The following is a 15,886-nucleotide window of genomic DNA, read 5'->3' on the forward strand; positions in this document are numbered from 1 at the left end:
GCGGCGTCGCCCCCGTCACTGCCGCATTCCCCGCCCGGCGGCGTTGTCGGTCCCGCCTGCCAGGATCGCGGCCATGGACCTCACCACCGCCCTCGCCGGGCTCGACGAGCACCCCTGGGCCACCGTCTCGCACGCCTACGGCTGCGCCGAAGACCTGCCCGACCTGCTGCGCGCGCTCGCCGAGGGCGACGACGGGGCGGCCGAGGAGGCGGTCTCCGAGCTGTACGGGAGCATCCTCCACCAGGGCACCGTGTACTCGGCCAGCGTGGACGCCGTGCCGTACCTGGCCCGGATCGCCGCCGCCGGGACCCGGACGGTGGACGTGCTGTGCCTGCTGGGCGGGCTGGCCGAGAGCGAGGACGAGTGGCAGGTCCCCGAGGGCGCGGTCCGGGCTGCCGTGGTTGCCCAACTGCCGCTCCTGCTGCCGCTGTTGGCCGACCCGGACGAGACCGTCCGGCTGACCGCCGCGTGGGCCGTCGGCCACACCCGGGACGGCGCGGCCGCGCCGTCCGCCCTGGGGGAGCGCTGGGCGGCGGAGCAGGATCCGGAGGTGGCCGCCGAACTGCTCGTCGCCCTCGGCCGGGTGGACCTGAGCGCGGCGGCCGGGGAGGCCCGGGTGCTGCTCGGCGAGGAGACCCCGGTGCCGCTGCGGCTGGCCGCGGTCCTGGTCTGCCTGCGGAACGAGGAGCGCTGGGGGGCCGTCCACCACGCGGCCGTGCTCGGCCTGCTGCCCGCCCGCGAGCTCACCGTCGACCGCTACAGCCTCGACCAGGAGGAGCTGCTGTACACGGTCGTCGACACCCTGCTGGAGCGCGACACCGACGCCGACCGCGAGGCGGCCCTCGACCTGCTGGAGGCCGCCCTGCGCGACCCGCGCCCCGAGGTGCAGGCCGAGGCCCTGTGGGCGGCCGACCACGCCTGCTACGTCTCGCGCGGCGCCCCGTCCCGGTTGATTCCGGCCGTCGCCCCGCTCGCCGCCCAGGACACCGCGGCGAGCCTGCTGGCCAAGCTCGGCCCGCTCGCCGCCGAGGCCGCGCCCGTACTCGTCGGACTCGCCGACCGGCCGGACGACGGGCCGGACGACGGGCCGGCCGACGAGGTGGCCGACGAGGCCCTCGCGGCGCTGGTCCGGATCGCCCCCCGGCAGGCCGCCCCGCTGCTGGCCCGTGACCTGGAGCGCCGCCCGCGCGCCCGCAACGCCGCGGGTGACTCGCGGGCCCCGGCCTTCCCCTTCGACCCGGAGCTGTTCGCCGCCGTGCGCGCCCGGCTGGCCGTCGAGGGGCTCGGTACCAACGAGACCGCCGACCTGGTCCACCTGCTGCGGCGGTGGGGCCCGCGGGCCGTCGCCGGCCTGCCCGAGCTGTGCGCGGTGCTGCCCCGCTTCCCGTACGCCGCCTCCGCCGTCGCGGCCGTCGTGGCCGGCGGCCCGCCCAGGGCGTGCGAGCGGGCCGCCGAGGCGCTGCGGGCGGAGGCGGGACAGCTCCAGGCGGCCCGCGCCCACTACGACGTCACCGGCGAACCCGACGTCCTGCTCGCCGCCGTCACCGAACGGCTGGCGGCCTCGCGCGAGCGGGCCGAGGCGGCCCGGGCGGCCGCCGACCTGGGCCCGGCCGCCGCCGGGCTGCTCCCGGCCCTGCTCGCCGCGGTCAGCGAGGACCCGGAGCCGACCGCCCCGCAGCTGGACGCCGACGTCGCGACGGCCCGCGCCGTCTGGCAGATCGACGGCGACGCCGAGGAGGCCGTCCGGATCCTGGCGTCCGTCCTCGACCGCACCGCGGGCAGCCGGCTCTGGGCCCGCTGGACGGTGATCGGGGCGCTGCGTGTCGCCGCGTCCCTCGGGGCGGCCGGCCGGGACCTGATACCCCGGCTGGAAGCGTTGCTCGACGACCCGGAGAAGGCCGCCGGCGCCGCCCGCGCCCTGCTGGACATCGCCGACCCCGACACCGTCGACCTCGGCCGCCTCGCCCGGGCCGCGCTCCACTCGGTCGAGACGGGCGCCGACGTCACGGGCGGCTGCGAGGCCCTGCACGCGCTGGGCGCCGCCGCCGGGGAGCCCGACCTGGGCCGGTACGTCGGCGACCTCGTCGAGCGCGACGGCCGGATCGTCGCCTCCGGCCTCGCGTACGACATCATCCGCGAGGACGAGCGGCTGCGCGCCCTGCTGGCCGAGCTGTACTGACCCGGCCGTTGCCGACGCGAAGGCCTCAGGCCAGGCGCGCCACGGCCAGCCCCAGCGCGCGGTCGAGCGCCTCCTTGGCGTCGCACGGCACATCGGGCTGGACGCCGACGCCCTCCCAGTTGGTGCCCGAGATCGGGTTGACCGCGCGGGCAATGGGCACGCTGAGCTCCAGCTGCGGGTGCAGCGTCCAGCCCTCGCGCGGGTGCGCACCGCCTCGGGTGGTCTCCCCGACGACCTCGGCGCGCCCGAGCTGCTGCAGGTCGTAGGCGAGCTCCTCGCCCCCGGAGAAGGTGTCGCCGCTCGTCAGCACGTAGAGCGGCTTGCTGCCGCCGAAGCGGGCACCGGGGACGAACGGGGGCGTCCAGGACTGCGCGCCGACCTCTCCCTGCCGCGAGAACATGGTGTTCAGGTGGGTGCGGCTGTCGAGCAGGTAGCCGCAGACGAAGGCGACCGTGTTCGGGTCGCCACCGGTGTTGCGGCGCAGGTCCAGGATGAGGGCGCGGGCGGGGGCCACCAGTGAGAGCGCCGCGGCCAGCGGCTGTGCCGCCCAGTCCAGCGGGAACAACTTGGGTCCGATCTCCAGGACCGCGACGCCGTGGTCGAGGAGCTCCAGGCGGGGAACGCCGTTCAGGAAGGTGTCGAACTCCCTGCGCACCGCGGCGAGCACCGCCGCGCCCCGTTCCGTCGGCACCGGCTGGGCGTGGTACTTGAGGCCCAGGTGCAGGTCGCCGTTGACGGACCGCAGGTCCGCGGTGACCGCTTCGGCCAACTCCTCGGCGGATTCGGTCCGGTAGGCGCCCTCGGTGCTCCGGCGCCGCAGCAGGTCCGCCAGCTGCCGGGCGGCGTCGGGGAAGACGTAGTTCTCACAGACCAGGTCGGCGATCGACTCGACGAGGGCGACGGTGTCCAACGCGGACGGCGATGTGGTGGAGGTCATGGGGAGGCAGTAGACCAGCGACTTGCCAAAGCGTCAACCGTACTTAACGCTTGATTCGGTGAGCCACCAACCGGACGAGACCGTCCAGCGGATCAGCACGCCCCTGCAGCACTCCGCACTCGCCCACCCGCTGCGCCAGCGACTGCTCTTCGCCCTGAGCGGCCGGCCGTCGACGATCAGTCGGCTCGCCGCGCAGCTCGGGGTGAACAAGGGCAGCGTCTCCCACCACCTCAGGGTGCTGAGCGAGGCGGGGCTGGTCCGGGACGCGGGAACGCGACAGGTGCGCGGCGGCACCGAGAAGTACTTCCGGCGGACCGCCGAACGCTTCCACGTCGCCGAACCGCAGGCCGAGGGCACGGCCGCACTGCTCGGCGCCGTCGCCCAGGAGCTGGACCGCTCACCCGGCGGGCACACCCTGGCGCTGCGTCACCTCCGGCTCAGCCCCGCCAAGGCGGCGCGGCTCGCCGAGGCGCTGGCCGCACTGGTCGACGAGACGGAGGAGGACGCGGAGGGCGAGCCGGTGCACGGCCTCCTGGTGACGCTCTACCAGCAGGCCGGGACGTAGGGTCGTTCTGCTGAGGACCGCCGCAGGCCGGCGACCCGGCCGGAGTCGACTGTCAGTGCCAGGCCGTAGCTTGGGAGGTGTCGGCGGGCGGGTCCCGAACCGACCCCCATCTCCGTTGCCCGAAAGGGGACTCCGTCGTGTCCGTCGCCGTGGAAGAGCAGGTCACGTACCTCGAACTGTCCGAGGACGAGGGGAGCGCGCACAAGTTCTACGAAGTGCGGCTCGCCGGCCGGGTGGTGACGGTGCGCTACGGGCGGATAGGCGAGCCGGGGCAGAGCAAGTCGACGACGTTCCCGAGCCCGGAGAAGGCGGCCGCGTCGGCGGCCAAGAAGATCGGCGAGAAGGTCCGCAAGGGCTACGCCCCGGCCGTCCGGGGCGTGCGGCAGCGCCGGGCGGTGACCAGGCGGCAGATCGTCAGCAGCCGCTCGACCGCCCGTCAGGCGCCGCTGCTGTGGCGTTTCCGGTCCGGTTCGCCCGCCTTCGGGATCTTCGTCGGCGAGGAGCACGCCTGGGTCGGCAACGAGCGCGGCGACGTCTACACCCTCACCCACGACGGCGAGGTGACGGCCCGCTACGGCCTGCCGGACGGCGTCAAGTGCATCGTCGCCGACGACTGGTGGATCTACGCCGGCTGCGACGACGGCAAGGTGTACGACCTGGGCGGCAAGGTCCCGCGGGTGGCGTACGAGATCGCCCAGGACGTGGACATCTTCTGGCTCGACATCCACGACGGCGTGCTCGGCGTCGCCGACGAGCGCGGCGGGCTCACGACGGTGGACCACGAGGACGAGTTCCAGTGGCGCCGCCAGGCCGACGGCCGGGCCGGCTGGATGGTGCGGTGCGACGCCGACGGCGTCTACCACGGCCACTCGCGCGGCGTCGCCCGCTACGACAACCGCAGCGGCGACCAGCGGTGGCACACCCCGACCAACGGCGAGGTGCTGTTCGGCTGGCAGGAGGCCGACGAGGTGTTCGCGGGCACCGGCCGCGGCTGGGTGCACCGGCTGCGCAAGTCGGACGGCGCCGAGGTGGCCGCCTACCGCTGCGACGCCGCCGTCTTCTCCTGTGCGGCCTCCCCGGACGGCGACTACGTCTTCGCCGGGGACAACCACTCCTCGGTGTACTGCTTCGCCGCCGACGGCACCCGGCTGTGGAAGCTCGCCACCGGCTGCGGCTCGGCGTACAGCATGCAGTACCGGGCGGGGCGGCTCTACCTGGTGACCACCGACGGCTCGCTGGCCTGCCTGGACGCCGACGAGCAGGCGGTGCGGGCGGCCGAGGAGGGCACGCTGCCGGAGACCGCCGAGATCAAGGGCGCGGGCTGGGAGCCGGTGCTGGCCGGCGCCGGGCCGGAGACGGTCGAGGTGGTCACCGCCCGGACCGGCGGCGAGGTCGAGGTCGAGTGCGTCCAGGACGGCGTCCGGCTGCGGATGCGGGTGGTCTCGCAGGGCTACGACCCGTCGTGGCGGGTGCAGTTCCCCAAGGACATCCGGATCGCCGGGGCCCGCTACGTGGTCGCCGAGGTGCGGGAGTCCGCCTCGGGCGGCTTCTACCGGGCGCGCGGCGAGATCAAGCGCCTGCTCTGACCCGGGCTCCCGTGTCCGACCCCGGGGCCCGGGCCCCGATCCCGGGCCCCGATCCCGGGCCCCGATCCCGGGCCCCGATCCCGGGCCCCGTGACCGGGACCCCGGGCGGCCGTACGGGGGTGACGGCCGCCCGGGGAGTCCGTGCGTCAGACGAGCCGCAGCACCAGCTTGCCGGTGTTCTCGCCCCGGAAGAGCATCCCGAAGGTCTCCGGGAAGTCGTCCACGGTGCCCTCCATCACCTGCTCCTTGACCTTGATCCGGCCTCCCGCGATCCAGCCGGCGAGCTCGGCGGCGGCCTCCGGGTACCGGCGGGCGTAGTCGAACACCACGAAGCCCTCCATCCGGGCCCGCCGCACCAGCAGGGACAGGTAGTTGGACGGGCCCTGCACGGCGCCCTCGTTGTTGTACTGGCTGATGGCGCCGCAGACCACCACCCGGGCGTGCATCGCCAGGCGGGTCAGCGCGGCGTCCAGGACGGGGCCGCCGACGTTGTCGAAGTAGACGTCGATGCCGTCCGGGGCGTGGGTGCGCAGGGCCTTGCGGACGTCCTCGGCGCGGTAGTCGATCGCGGCGTCGAAGCCCAGCTCGCCGGTGAGCAGCGCGCACTTCTCCGGGCCGCCGGCGATGCCCACCACCCGGCAGCCCTTCAGCTTGGCGATCTGGCCGACCAGGCTGCCGACCGCCCCGGCGGCGCCGGAGACGACGACGGTCTCGTCCTCCTTCAGCGCCCCGACCTCCAGCAGCCCGAAGTACGCCGTCATCCCGGGGATCCCGAGGGCGCCCAGGTACGTCGACAGCGGCGCGAGCGCGGGATCGACCGTGAGCGCGCCCTTCCCGTCCGAGACCGCGTACTCCTGCACCCCGAAGGCCCCGACCACGTGGTCCCCGACCCGGAACCCCGGGTGGTTCGACGCCACGACCTCCACCACCGAGCCGGCCCGCATCACCTCGCCCAGTCCCACCGGCGGCAGGTACGACGGCCGGTCGTCCAGCCATCCCCGCATCGCCGGATCCAGCGACACGTACCGCGTCCGCCCGAGGAACTCGCCCTCGCCCGGCTCCGGCACCGCCTCCTCCCCGTGCGTCCAGTCCTCCGGACGCACCTCCCCGAGCGGCCGGCTGGCAAGGCGGATCTGACGGTTGACTCCGGTGGCTCCGGCCATGACGTCTCCTGGGGCGCTCGGGCTCGACGGCTGAACGCGCCCGATTCTAAGCAAGCGCTTGTTCAATTGGCCAGAGCGGGACATCGCTGGAGAGCGACCAGGCTTCGCCCCGTGGAGACCGAGATCATCGAGGGGGCCACCGTCCCGGTGGCGCACTCCTGGGCGCGCCAGAGCACCGTCGACCTGCTCCGGCAGCAGCTCGCCCCGGTCCTGCGGCCGAGCGGCCTGTGCTCCGGTTCCGGCGATCCGGCCCTGCCGGGCACGGCGGACCGCTACGTGCCCGACCTGGCCGTCGTGCCGACCGAACTGGCCGGAGACGACGGGGCGTTGACGCCCGACCGGACGCTGCTGGTGGTCGAGGCGACCGAGCCTTCCAGCGCCGACACCGACCGGACGGTGAAGCGCCGGCGCTACGCCCAGTTCGGTGCGCCGCTCTACCTCCTGGTGGACCGGCAGGAGCGGGCCTGCACGCTGTTCTCCCAACCCGGCGCGCTCGGCTGGACCCGGGTCGAGGGGCCGCACCCGTTCGGGGTGCCGGTGCGACTGCCCGAGCCGTTCGAACTCGACCTCGACACCAGCGAGTTCTGAGTCAGTACCGGTCCGCGAGGTGGCCGTAGCCGCCGGCCGTCCAGACGATGCGGCGGAACTCCGGGAGGCTGAGGGCGGCCGTCGGCACGCCGGTGGGCACGCCGGTGGTGGGCGGGAAGTGGGCGGTGCCGCAGCGGGCGCAGTACCAGGCCTGGGCCCAGAGGTGTTCGGCCCGGGGCCGGCCGGCGAGTTCGCGGTCGGCGGAGGCGCGGAGCGCGGCCGCGGTGACGAGGAGGACGGTTCCGGCGATGACGGCGACCACCGGGATCACCACGGGGATCTCGAAGGCGTGGTGGTCCCGGACCGGCGCGGCGAAGGCGGGCGCGTCGTCGTCGAACTGCCGGGCGAAGTTCCCGGCGAAGAAGGTGAAGAAGGCGATCACGAGGGCGACGGCGCCCAGCACCGTCGCCGCGCGGCCGGGTGGCTGGTCCCGGATCGGGACGGGTGCCAGGGCGCGGGCGAGGTCGGAGACGACCTCGCGGGTCCGATGGTCGCCGCTCCCCTGCGAGGGCAGGGTGGTGACCCGCGTCCTCCCCGCGTGGCACACGGCCGGGACGCCGCGGACCTGGTCGGTGAGCCCGCAGTTCGGACAGGGGTGCAGGGCGGGCGGCGGCGGTACGGGTGCGGCGTGGTAGGGCCCCATCGCGGTCTCCCCCCGGGGTGGCGTCCGGCCGGGGTGGCCGTCCGTCCGTACCGGCTTGGGACGCCGTGCCGGACGCGGTGGTTGCGGCCGACTCCCGCTGCCTGTCCGCCTGTTGGGGACAGGGACAGGGACAGGGGCAGGGGCAGGGGCAGGGACAGGGACAGGGACAGGGACAGGGACAGGGCCGGGCGGGTCAGGCCTTGGCGGGCGTCGGCTGCGGACGCCAGCCGAGGGCGGGCCCGAGCCGGGTCGCCAGGTCGGTGAGGATCTGTACGTAGTCCTCGTGTTCGAAGGTGAACGGCAGGGCGAAGGCGACCTCGTCCACCTCGCGGTAGCCGGCGTGGGCGTGCAGCCGTTCGACGAGTTCCTCGGTCGTCCCGACCAGGTCGGGGGCGAACAGCAGCCGGGCCGGGCCCTGCGGGGCGAGGGTGCGCGGGGTGCGGGCGAGGGCGTAGGCCCGGTACTTGGCGCGCTGCTCGGGGGTGGCGCTGTCGGTGGGGATGACCACCAGGCCGTGGGAGACCCGGGCGCGCTCGCCGTCGGGGTGGCGCTCGCGGAAGGCGCGGATCTGGGCGGCCTGGATGGCGGCGAAGTCGAGCGGGCCCTCCTCGCTCTCCGGCTTCACCACGCTGCTGGTGAGCAGGTTGAGCCCCTGCTCGCCGGCCCAGCGGGCCGAGCGCAGGCTGCCGGCGCCGTACCAGAGCCGGGACGCCAGGCCGGGGGAGTGCGGCTGGACGCGGCGGGAGTACACCTCGATGCCCTCGGTGCCGGCGAAGTCGGAGGCGTCCTCGCCGCGGACCAGGGCGAGCAGCCGTTCGGCGCGCCGGGGGCTGAAGTCCTCCTGCTCGCCGGTGTCCGGGTAGAGCGCGCCGCGCACCTGCTCGTAGTGGGTGGGCGGGCCGACGCTGAAGCCGGGGTTGAGCCGGCCGCCGGAGAGCACGTCCACGGTGGCCAGGTCCTCGGCGAGCCGCAGCGGGTTCTCCCAGCCGAGCGGGGTGACGGCGGTGCCGAGCTGGATGCGGCTGGTGCGCTGGGTGGCGGCGGCGAGGACGGCGATCGGGGAGGAGATGCCGTACTGGAGGTGGCGGTGGCGCAGCCAGGCGCTGTCGAAGCCGAGCCGCTCGCCGAGGGCGATGAGGTCGAGGGTGGACTCGTGGCCGCGGCGGGGGTCCGCCTCGTCGAAGAGCCCGATGGTCAGGAAGCCGAGTTTCCGCAGCGGGCGAGGGGTCGGCGACATGGTGGGCTCCGCGGGGGTGAGGGGCGGCCGGGTGAGGGCCGGTCGAGATGGTGCGTTTCGAACGTAAGCGGCCGCCGCGCCGTCCGACAAGATCGACGCACGATCCGGTCACCGGCCCGCAACACGGCGCAACGCGGGTGTCACGTGCGGCGGCTCCCACCCCGGTGGGCAGGGTGGGAGCCGCCGCGATCCGGGTCGCGCCCGGGCTGTGCTCGGGTCGCGTCCTGGCCGCCTCCGGGGGCTGTCAGCAGCTGCGCAGCTCCGGGCTCTGGTTGCGGATCTGGTTGTGCAGCGAGGTGAACTCGCGGTACGCCGCGCCGTCCTCGGCGCCGGGGCGGAAGGCGCCGACGCGGTGGCAGTTGACGAAGGCGAGCTTCACCCCGAAGTGGCTCTCCAGGCTGCCCCGGATCGCGTTGCTGGCGAGCGCGCGCAGCAGCTGGGCGCGCTGCTCGTCGCTGGGCGTGGTGTTGTCGGTGGTGAACTCCTCCTGGCCGGTGGCGAGTTCGGTGCTGAGCCCGGACACGACCTGGTAGGCGTACGGGAGGGAGGTGCGGACGGTGTCGAGGAAGTCGGCCTCGTCCACGCGGCCCTGCTGGGCCTGGGCGAGGAGGGCGGGGGAGACGTCGAGCGACATGGAGGTCCTCTTTCGGGGATGCGTGGGCTTCGACCGGCGGCGGGCGGCGGTGACCGGCGGAACGGGCAGCGCTCACCCGCACCGGTTATCGAAGATGAAAACCATTGCAAGAAAGACTCTCCCGGTCACCCCGACGCCCTGTCAAGCGCCGCCCCCCGAAGGACTGACGGCCGGCGGCACCGGCAGGTGGCCGACCTTGATGACGAACACCGCGATCGTCACCGCCAGCGCCGCGAAGACCAGGCCCATCTGGAACGCGCTGGCGATGCCGTGCACCAGCACCTGCGAGGAGTACGGCGCCGGGAGCCGGCCGGTGGCCCGGAACTGGGCGAGCTGCTGCGGGGTGGCCTGCCGCAGGAACGCCCCGGCCTGCTGCCGGGCCTCGTTGCGGCTGGCCGTGCCGAACACCGTGACCAGGATCGACAGGCCGAGCGAGCCGCCCACCTGCTGGGTGGTGTTGAGCATGCCGGTGGCCGCGCCGGTCTCGTGCGGGGCGACGTGGGAGACGGCGGTCAGCATCACCGGGACGAAGATCGAGCCCATGCCGAAGCCGAACAGCAGGGTCGGGCCGAGGATGCCGCCGACGTAGGTGCTGTCGATGTCGATCTGCGTCGCCCAGACCACCCCGCTCAGCACCAGCAGCGAGCCGGTCACCAGGAAGGGCTTGGGGCCCCAGCGCAGCTGGTTGCGGGCGGCGAACTGGGCGGCGGCGATGATCGCCACGCTGATCGGCAGGAACGCGAAGCCGGCCCGCAGCGGGCTGAAGCCGAGGATCTCCTGCACGAACAGGGTGATGAAGAAGAAGATGCTGAACATCGTCGCGGCCACGCAGAGCATCAGCCCGTACGCGCCCGAGCGGTTGCGGTCGCGGAACAGGTGCAGCGGGGTGATCGGCTGCGGCACCCGCCGCTCGTTGAACAGGAACGCGACCAGCAGCGCGGCGGCGAGGCTGAAGGCGGTCAGCGTCACGGGGTCCGTCCAGCCGTGGTCGGAGGCACGGATGAAGCCGTACACCAGCGAGACCATGCCCGCCGTGGCGGTGAAGGCGCCGGTCAGGTCGAAACGCCCGGGGTGGCGCTCGGACTCGTTGATGTACAGCGGCGCCAGCAGTGCGATCGCGATGCCGATCGGCACATTGACGAAGAACACCCAGCGCCAGGACAGCCAGGAGGTCAGCATGCCGCCGAGAATCAGCCCGATCGCGCCACCGGCCCCGGCCACGGCCGAGAACACCCCGAAGGCCCGGTTGCGCTCCGGGCCCTCCTTGAAGTTGGTGGCGATCAGCGCCAGCGCGGTCGGCGAGGCGATGGCGCCGCCCAGGCCCTGGAGCGCCCGGGCCGCCAGCAGCCAGGCCGAGGACTGCGCGACGCCGCCGAGCAGCGAGGCCAGGCTGAACACCAGCACGCCGACCATGAACACCCGCCGCCGCCCGAGGATGTCGCCGGCCCGCCCGCCGAGCAGCAGCAGCCCGCCGAAGGTGAGCGTGTAGGCGTTGATCACCCAGGACAGTTCGGTGGTGTTGAACCCCAGCGCCGACTGGATGTGCGGCAGCGCGATGTTCACGATCGTGATGTCCAGGACGACCATCAGCTGTGTCGCCGCGATGACGGTGAGAGCGATCCCCGGGTGCTGGCCCCGACGTGCGGTCGCGGGCGAAGCCTCGGCCAGGGCGCGCGAGGTGGCCATGGCGGTCCCCCAATGGGTTCGAGGGTGAACGGCGGGCAGGGGGCGGATTCGTTCACCACTACCGACGGTATCCCCGGGGCATAGGGAACACAATCGTTCATTACGGACATGCTCATGCTGCCCGGTCGCCACCTGGCGTGCCTGCGCGACTGCGGCCGCGTGGTGGCGGTGCCGGTGGGGCGCCGCACCCGGTACGAGCTCGCCGACGAGCGGCTCGGGCACGCGCTGGACGACCTGCGCACCGCCGTGGTCGCCGACGCCGACGACCGCACCCGCACCGAGGCCGACGAGAAGGGCCGCTGCTGCGCGCCCGCCGGGCTCACCCCGCCGCCCGGCAGGGAGTCGGACGCCTGCGGCTGCCGGCCGGGCTGCGACTGCTGCTGAACACCCAGGTGATCCACGCGTCCGTGGCCGTGCGGGCGCGCGGATCCGGGGCTCGGATCAGGTGAGCGGTCCGGTGGACCGCGGTGTCGCGGCGGCGGACGGGAGAGCCGACGGCGAGGCGGCCGGCTGGCGGCCGCCGCAGGTGCCCGTGGAGTACAGGTCGTTGGAGGTCCGCTGCATCGCGGCGGGGTCGGACAGGTCGTACCGGTTGATCGAGGTGGCGAACTGTCGCTTTCCGGTGACCTCGCCGACCAGCAGGGTGTTGTAGCCGGGGATGCCGCCGCTGTGTCCCCAGAACTCGCCGCAGGGCGTGGTCATCCGCTGGAGTCCGAGGCCGTAGCCGACGGCCTCGCCCGGGCCGCTGGTGCGCTTCATCTCGGCGAGTTCGGCCGGGCCGAGCAGTTGCCCGCCGAGCAGGGCGGAGATGAAGCGGGTGAGATCCGCGGTGGTGGAGATGCCCGCCCCGGCCGAGGATGCCATCGACGGGTTGAGCAGCGTCACGTCGGCGGGGCCGGTGGCGAGCTTGTAGTAGCCGTGCGCGTGCGAGCCGGGAATGAAGGGCGATTCGATGGGCATCGAGGTGCCCGTCAGACCCAGCGGCCGGATGATGCGGCGGTCCACCTCCTGCGCCCAACTGCGGCCGGTGAGGCGCTCGATGATCATGCCGACGAGCACGTAGTCGGTGTTGGAGTAGTGCCAGCCCTGTCCGGGGGCGAAGTACGGCGGGTACTTGTCGGCGATGTCCACGAGCTGCTGCGGTCGGTAGGACGTCCAGCGCCCACCCGCCAGCCACTGCCGCAGCGTCGCCTCGTTGCCGGCGTCGAACGCCGGGTCCTCGGTGAAGTCGTGGATGCCGCTGGTGTGGTTGAGCAGTTGGCGCACGGTGATGCCGGCGCCGTTCCGCACCACGCCCGGCAGGCGGCTCTCGACGGAGTCGTCGAGGCCGAGTCGGTGTTCCGCGACGAGCTGGAGGACCACCGTCGCGACGAAGGTCTTGGTGACGCTGCCGATCCGGAACCGGCCGTCCGGATCGGCGGGGGCGCCGGTGGCCAGGTCGGCCACGCCGGCCGCACCCTTCCAGGCCGTGGAGCCGTTCTCCCGGACACGGGCCAGCGTCGCCGCTGCGCCGCCCTCCCGCACCATGGCCCGGACCACCGCGTCCAGGGCCGCCCCGTCCGCTTTCCGCGCCCCGCCCGCCGCCACCCGGTAGGGCGCCGCCGGGGCGTCCGTCGCGCCGGCGGCCGGAGCCGAGGTCGCCAGCAGGCCCGCGCCGGCGAGTACGACGACCGCCGACCGCCCGGCCGTGCCCCGCCACCGCCGACCCTTCGATCCGATCCTCCGAAGCCTCGGATCCGCCGCCCCGTCCGCCATGCCGTCCTCCCGAATCCGACCGACGAATGCCATCAACATCCGTTTCAACAAAGACAGTTGACACAGTGCCAGGCGGTCGTGACGCGAGGCGTCCGCCTCAGGTCCGGGGCATGTCCGCCCCGGGGTCCATCTTCCGGCCCGTGGAACTCCACCTCAGGTCGAAGGCCGCCCCCGACGGATCCCTGAGGCCTCGGCGGATCGAGCGACCAGCGACCGGCGGCCAGCGACGTGGGACGTGGGACGCGGGACGTGGGACGTGGGACGTGGGACGTCGAGCTCATGCCTCGCCGGTCGGGGAGGCCGGGAAGGAGCCGGGCCGGTTCGAAGCGGCGCCGAAAACCGTCCCGAAGGCCGTGGATTCACCCCGTGCCCAGGATGCGGGGACAGGGCGGGTGGGACGACTGGAGACACCTTTGCGGGACAGTTTTTCCGATGGATTCCTTACGCGGCTGGCACACGACACACATCCGGTGGACCTGATGTGTCTCTATCTGCTGCACGGTTCGGTCGAACGGATCCCCGGCCTGTTGGTCGATCGGGAGATGCAGTCGTTCGAGTATCTGAGTCGGCGTGTCCGTACTGAGAACCGCTCCAGCCACGGCGACGCGGACCTGTTCTCGCTCTGGATCAGGACGAAGGTCCGAGGGCGGCTGTACGGCTTGGAGTTCAGGGTCTATTTTCATCGCCGGTGAGCCCTGTGGGCGCCACGATGCGGAAGTGCTCCGTGAACTGACGGACGCCGCCCGGCCGTTCATCGGCCCCGCCGGACCCACCGCGAGGGAGGCCCCGCCGGGTGCCCGGCAGTCGGCCGTGCGCACCCCACCTGGGGCGCCGCGGACCCCGCGACATCAAAACGTAACGTCTCCGTGAGAAGTCGTCGGGCGTAAAGTCTTCCCCAACTCCTGCCCAATCTGGCATGTTTCCTTCAATTCCTGTGCGATCCCCCTCACGCACGGGCCGATTAGGAGGACACGTGTCACCCCTGATATCCCGGCGGCTCGGCCGCCCGGCCGCAGCCCTCGCCGTGCTCTCGGCCATGGCGCTCGCCACCCCCACCGCGTTCGCGACCGCCGCCACCACGACCACCACCCCCACCGTCCCCGGTGCCGTCTCCGCGCCCGCCGCCCAGGCCCCCGTCGCCCAGGCCCCCGCCGCCGCGGGCACCGCGGCCGGCTGGGCCGCCGGCACCCGCGCCTACCTGGTGATCAGCGCCCCCGCCGACATCGCCGCCGCCAAGACCGCCGTCGCCGCCAAGGGCGGTACGGTCTTCGCGAGTTACGACGCGATCGGCGTCATCGTCGCCCACTCCACCAGCGCCGGCTTCGCCGCCGAGCTGCGGACCGTCACCGGCATCCAGCAGGTCGGCGCGACCCGCACCTCCGACGTGCCCGCCGACGCGTACAACCCGGCCCTGCCCGCCAACCCCGCCCAGGCGGCCACCACGCTCACCGAGTCCAACCGCTGGGACATGACCCAGATCAAGGCCGACCAGGCCTGGAACGTCACCACCGGCTCCCCGTCCGTCAAGGTCGGCGTGCTCGACACCGGCGTGGACGACCAGCACCAGGACCTCGCACCGAACTTCGACGCCGCCGACTCGGCCTCCTGCGCCTACGGCAAGCCCGACACCCGCACCGGCGCCTGGCGCGACGTGGACACCCACGGCACCCACGTCGCCGGCACCATCGCGGCCGCGAAGAACGGCAAGGGCGTCATCGGCGTCGCACCGGGCGTGAAGATCGCCTCGGTCCGGATCGCCGAGCCGACCAGCACCCTCTTCTACGCCGAGAACACCGTCTGCGGCTTCGTCTGGGCCGGCGACCACGGCTTCAAGGTCACCAACAACAGCTACTACACCGACCCCTGGCAGTTCAACTGCCCGAACGACCTCGACCAGGCGGCCATCATCGAGGGCGTCAAGCGCGCCCAGGAGTACGCCGAGGGCAAGGGCTCGCTGCAGGTCGCGGCGGCCGGCAACTCCAACTACGACCTGGCCAACAAGACCACCGACAGCGAGAGCCCGAACGACTCCACCAAGGTCACCCGGACCATCAGCAACGCCTGCCTCGACATCCCCACCGAACTCCCCGGCGTGGTGACCGTCGCTGCCACGGGCAGCGGCAGCGGCAAGGCCTCCTACTCCAACTTCGGCCGGGGCGTCATCGACGTCGCGGCGCCCGGCGGCGACGGCGCCACCGGCGTCTACTCGACCCTGCCCGGCGGCAAGTACGGCACCAAGAGCGGCACCTCGATGGCCTCCCCGCACGTCACCGGGGTGGCCGCGCTGATCGCGAGCACCAACCCGTCGCTCACCCCGGCGGACATCCGGGCCCGGCTGGCGAGCCAGGCCAACGACCTGGCCTGCCCCGCCTCCGACAGCCGCTGCACCGGCACCACCGCCGTCAACGGCTTCTTCGGCGAGGGCCAGGTCGACGCGCTGAAGGCGGTCGGCGGTGCCACCCCGCCCACCGGCACGTACGTCGAGAACACCGCCGACGTGGCGATCCCCGACAACACCACGGTGGAGAGCCCGATCACCGTCACCGGCGTCAGCGGCAACGCCCCGGCGGCGCTCAAGGTCGGCGTGGACATCAAGCACACCTACCGCGGCGACCTCGTCCTCTCCCTGGTCGCGCCCGACGGCACGGTCTACCTCCTGGAGGACTTCCCGAACAGCGACAGCACCGACAACGTCGCCAAGACCTACACCGTCAACGCCGCCGCGAGTGCGGCGAACGGCACCTGGAAGCTCCGGGTGAAGGACGGCGCCTCCGGCGACACCGGCACGATTGACGCCTGGAACCTCACCTTCTGAACCTCCTGACCCCGCCGTTCCCCCGGCCGCCCGACGCCCGAGCGCGTCGGGCGGCCGGATCGCGTGCGGGACGCCGACCACCACCGGGGCGGCGTGCC

13 protein-coding genes and 1 pseudogene are annotated in these 15,886 nt (G+C 73.5%); 7 read left to right on the forward strand and 7 right to left on the reverse strand.

Annotation, left to right across the window (positions count from 1 at the left end):
* The first annotated feature begins 73 nt into the window (after positions 1–73).
* Positions 74–2,179 (forward strand): proline dehydrogenase family protein, encoded by a 2,106-nt coding sequence (locus ACZ6EM_RS19975; protein ID WP_465772877.1) that lies wholly within the window; start codon positions 74–76, stop codon positions 2,177–2,179.
* A 25-nt stretch (positions 2,180–2,204) separates the two neighbouring features.
* On the opposite strand, the gene ACZ6EM_RS19980 is transcribed toward ACZ6EM_RS19975, so the two are convergent.
* Positions 2,205–3,116 carry a S41 family peptidase gene (locus tag ACZ6EM_RS19980; protein ID WP_452180278.1) on the reverse strand — a complete coding sequence of 304 codons (912 nt, stop codon included), beginning with the start codon at positions 3,114–3,116 and terminating at the stop codon, positions 2,205–2,207.
* Between the two features lie 58 nt (positions 3,117–3,174).
* Between ACZ6EM_RS19980 and ACZ6EM_RS19985 the strand changes: the two genes are divergently transcribed.
* Positions 3,175–3,681, forward strand: coding sequence for an ArsR/SmtB family transcription factor (locus ACZ6EM_RS19985; RefSeq protein WP_465772878.1), 507 nt, complete (start codon positions 3,175–3,177; stop codon positions 3,679–3,681).
* A 137-nt stretch (positions 3,682–3,818) separates the two neighbouring features.
* Positions 3,819–5,267: a WGR domain-containing protein gene (locus tag ACZ6EM_RS19990; RefSeq protein ID WP_465772879.1), complete on the forward strand. Its 1,449-nt coding sequence runs from the start codon at positions 3,819–3,821 to the stop codon at positions 5,265–5,267.
* Between the two features lie 146 nt (positions 5,268–5,413).
* Here ACZ6EM_RS19990 and ACZ6EM_RS19995 read toward each other — a convergent pair whose 3' ends face one another.
* Positions 5,414–6,430 carry an NADP-dependent oxidoreductase gene (locus ACZ6EM_RS19995; RefSeq protein ID WP_465772880.1) on the reverse strand — a complete coding sequence of 339 codons (1,017 nt, stop codon included), beginning with the start codon at positions 6,428–6,430 and terminating at the stop codon, positions 5,414–5,416.
* Positions 6,431–6,541: 111 nt separating this feature from the next.
* On the opposite strand from ACZ6EM_RS19995, the gene ACZ6EM_RS20000 reads away from it, so the two are divergent.
* Complete coding sequence (locus tag ACZ6EM_RS20000; RefSeq protein ID WP_465772881.1) at positions 6,542–7,018, forward strand: Uma2 family endonuclease; 477 nt, start codon at positions 6,542–6,544, stop codon at positions 7,016–7,018.
* Between the two features lies 1 nt (position 7,019).
* Here the strand turns inward: ACZ6EM_RS20000 and ACZ6EM_RS20005 are convergent, their stop codons facing one another.
* From ACZ6EM_RS20005 to ACZ6EM_RS20020, 4 genes are all read right to left on the reverse strand, one after another.
* Entirely contained in the window at positions 7,020–7,661 is a 642-nt protein-coding gene (locus tag ACZ6EM_RS20005; RefSeq protein WP_465772882.1) for a hypothetical protein, read from the reverse strand.
* A 193-nt stretch (positions 7,662–7,854) separates the two neighbouring features.
* Positions 7,855–8,898: an LLM class flavin-dependent oxidoreductase gene (locus tag ACZ6EM_RS20010; protein ID WP_465772883.1), complete on the reverse strand. Its 1,044-nt coding sequence runs from the start codon at positions 8,896–8,898 to the stop codon at positions 7,855–7,857.
* A 244-nt stretch (positions 8,899–9,142) separates the two neighbouring features.
* Complete coding sequence (locus ACZ6EM_RS20015; protein ID WP_401053170.1) at positions 9,143–9,532, reverse strand: SCO5389 family protein; 390 nt, start codon at positions 9,530–9,532, stop codon at positions 9,143–9,145.
* A gap of 141 nt (positions 9,533–9,673) precedes the next feature.
* On the reverse strand, positions 9,674–11,218 hold the full coding sequence (locus tag ACZ6EM_RS20020; protein ID WP_401053172.1) for an MFS transporter: 1,545 nt from the start codon (positions 11,216–11,218) through the stop codon (positions 9,674–9,676).
* 129 nt (positions 11,219–11,347) lie between these two features.
* On the opposite strand from ACZ6EM_RS20020, the pseudogene ACZ6EM_RS20025 reads away from it, so the two are divergent.
* A pseudogene (locus tag ACZ6EM_RS20025) lies at positions 11,348–11,521 on the forward strand (transcriptional regulator); the annotation flags it as partial.
* Positions 11,522–11,659: 138 nt separating this feature from the next.
* Here the strand turns inward: ACZ6EM_RS20025 and ACZ6EM_RS20030 are convergent.
* A complete protein-coding gene (locus ACZ6EM_RS20030; RefSeq protein WP_465772884.1) occupies positions 11,660–13,006 on the reverse strand; it encodes a serine hydrolase domain-containing protein in 1,347 nt (448 codons plus the stop codon).
* A 359-nt stretch (positions 13,007–13,365) separates the two neighbouring features.
* Between ACZ6EM_RS20030 and ACZ6EM_RS20035 the strand changes: the two genes are divergently transcribed.
* Positions 13,366–13,665: a hypothetical protein gene (locus tag ACZ6EM_RS20035; protein ID WP_465772885.1), complete on the forward strand. Its 300-nt coding sequence runs from the start codon at positions 13,366–13,368 to the stop codon at positions 13,663–13,665.
* A gap of 332 nt (positions 13,666–13,997) precedes the next feature.
* Positions 13,998–15,788, forward strand: a complete 1,791-nt coding sequence (locus ACZ6EM_RS20040; RefSeq protein WP_465772940.1) for a S8 family peptidase — start codon at positions 13,998–14,000, stop codon at positions 15,786–15,788.
* The last annotated feature ends 98 nt before the right edge of the window (positions 15,789–15,886 follow it).

The sequence above is a fragment of the Kitasatospora sp. NPDC041917 genome, from assembly GCF_055589745.1.

Bases quoted from the DNA above. Each gene is read 5' to 3' on its own strand.
- ACZ6EM_RS20005 (WP_465772882.1), bottom strand. From the start codon at position 7,661: ATGGGGCCCTACCACGCCGCACCCGTACCGCCGCCGCCCGCCCTGCAC.
- ACZ6EM_RS19995 (WP_465772880.1), bottom strand. From the start codon at position 6,430: ATGGCCGGAGCCACCGGAGTCAACCGTCAGATCCGCCTTGCCAGCCGG.
- ACZ6EM_RS20015 (WP_401053170.1), bottom strand. From the start codon at position 9,532: ATGTCGCTCGACGTCTCCCCCGCCCTCCTCGCCCAGGCCCAGCAGGGC.
- ACZ6EM_RS20010 (WP_465772883.1), bottom strand. From the start codon at position 8,898: ATGTCGCCGACCCCTCGCCCGCTGCGGAAACTCGGCTTCCTGACCATC.
- ACZ6EM_RS19975 (WP_465772877.1), top strand. From the start codon at position 74: ATGGACCTCACCACCGCCCTCGCCGGGCTCGACGAGCACCCCTGGGCC.
- ACZ6EM_RS20020 (WP_401053172.1), bottom strand. From the start codon at position 11,218: ATGGCCACCTCGCGCGCCCTGGCCGAGGCTTCGCCCGCGACCGCACGT.
- ACZ6EM_RS19980 (WP_452180278.1), bottom strand. From the start codon at position 3,116: ATGACCTCCACCACATCGCCGTCCGCGTTGGACACCGTCGCCCTCGTC.
- ACZ6EM_RS20030 (WP_465772884.1), bottom strand. From the start codon at position 13,006: ATGGCATTCGTCGGTCGGATTCGGGAGGACGGCATGGCGGACGGGGCG.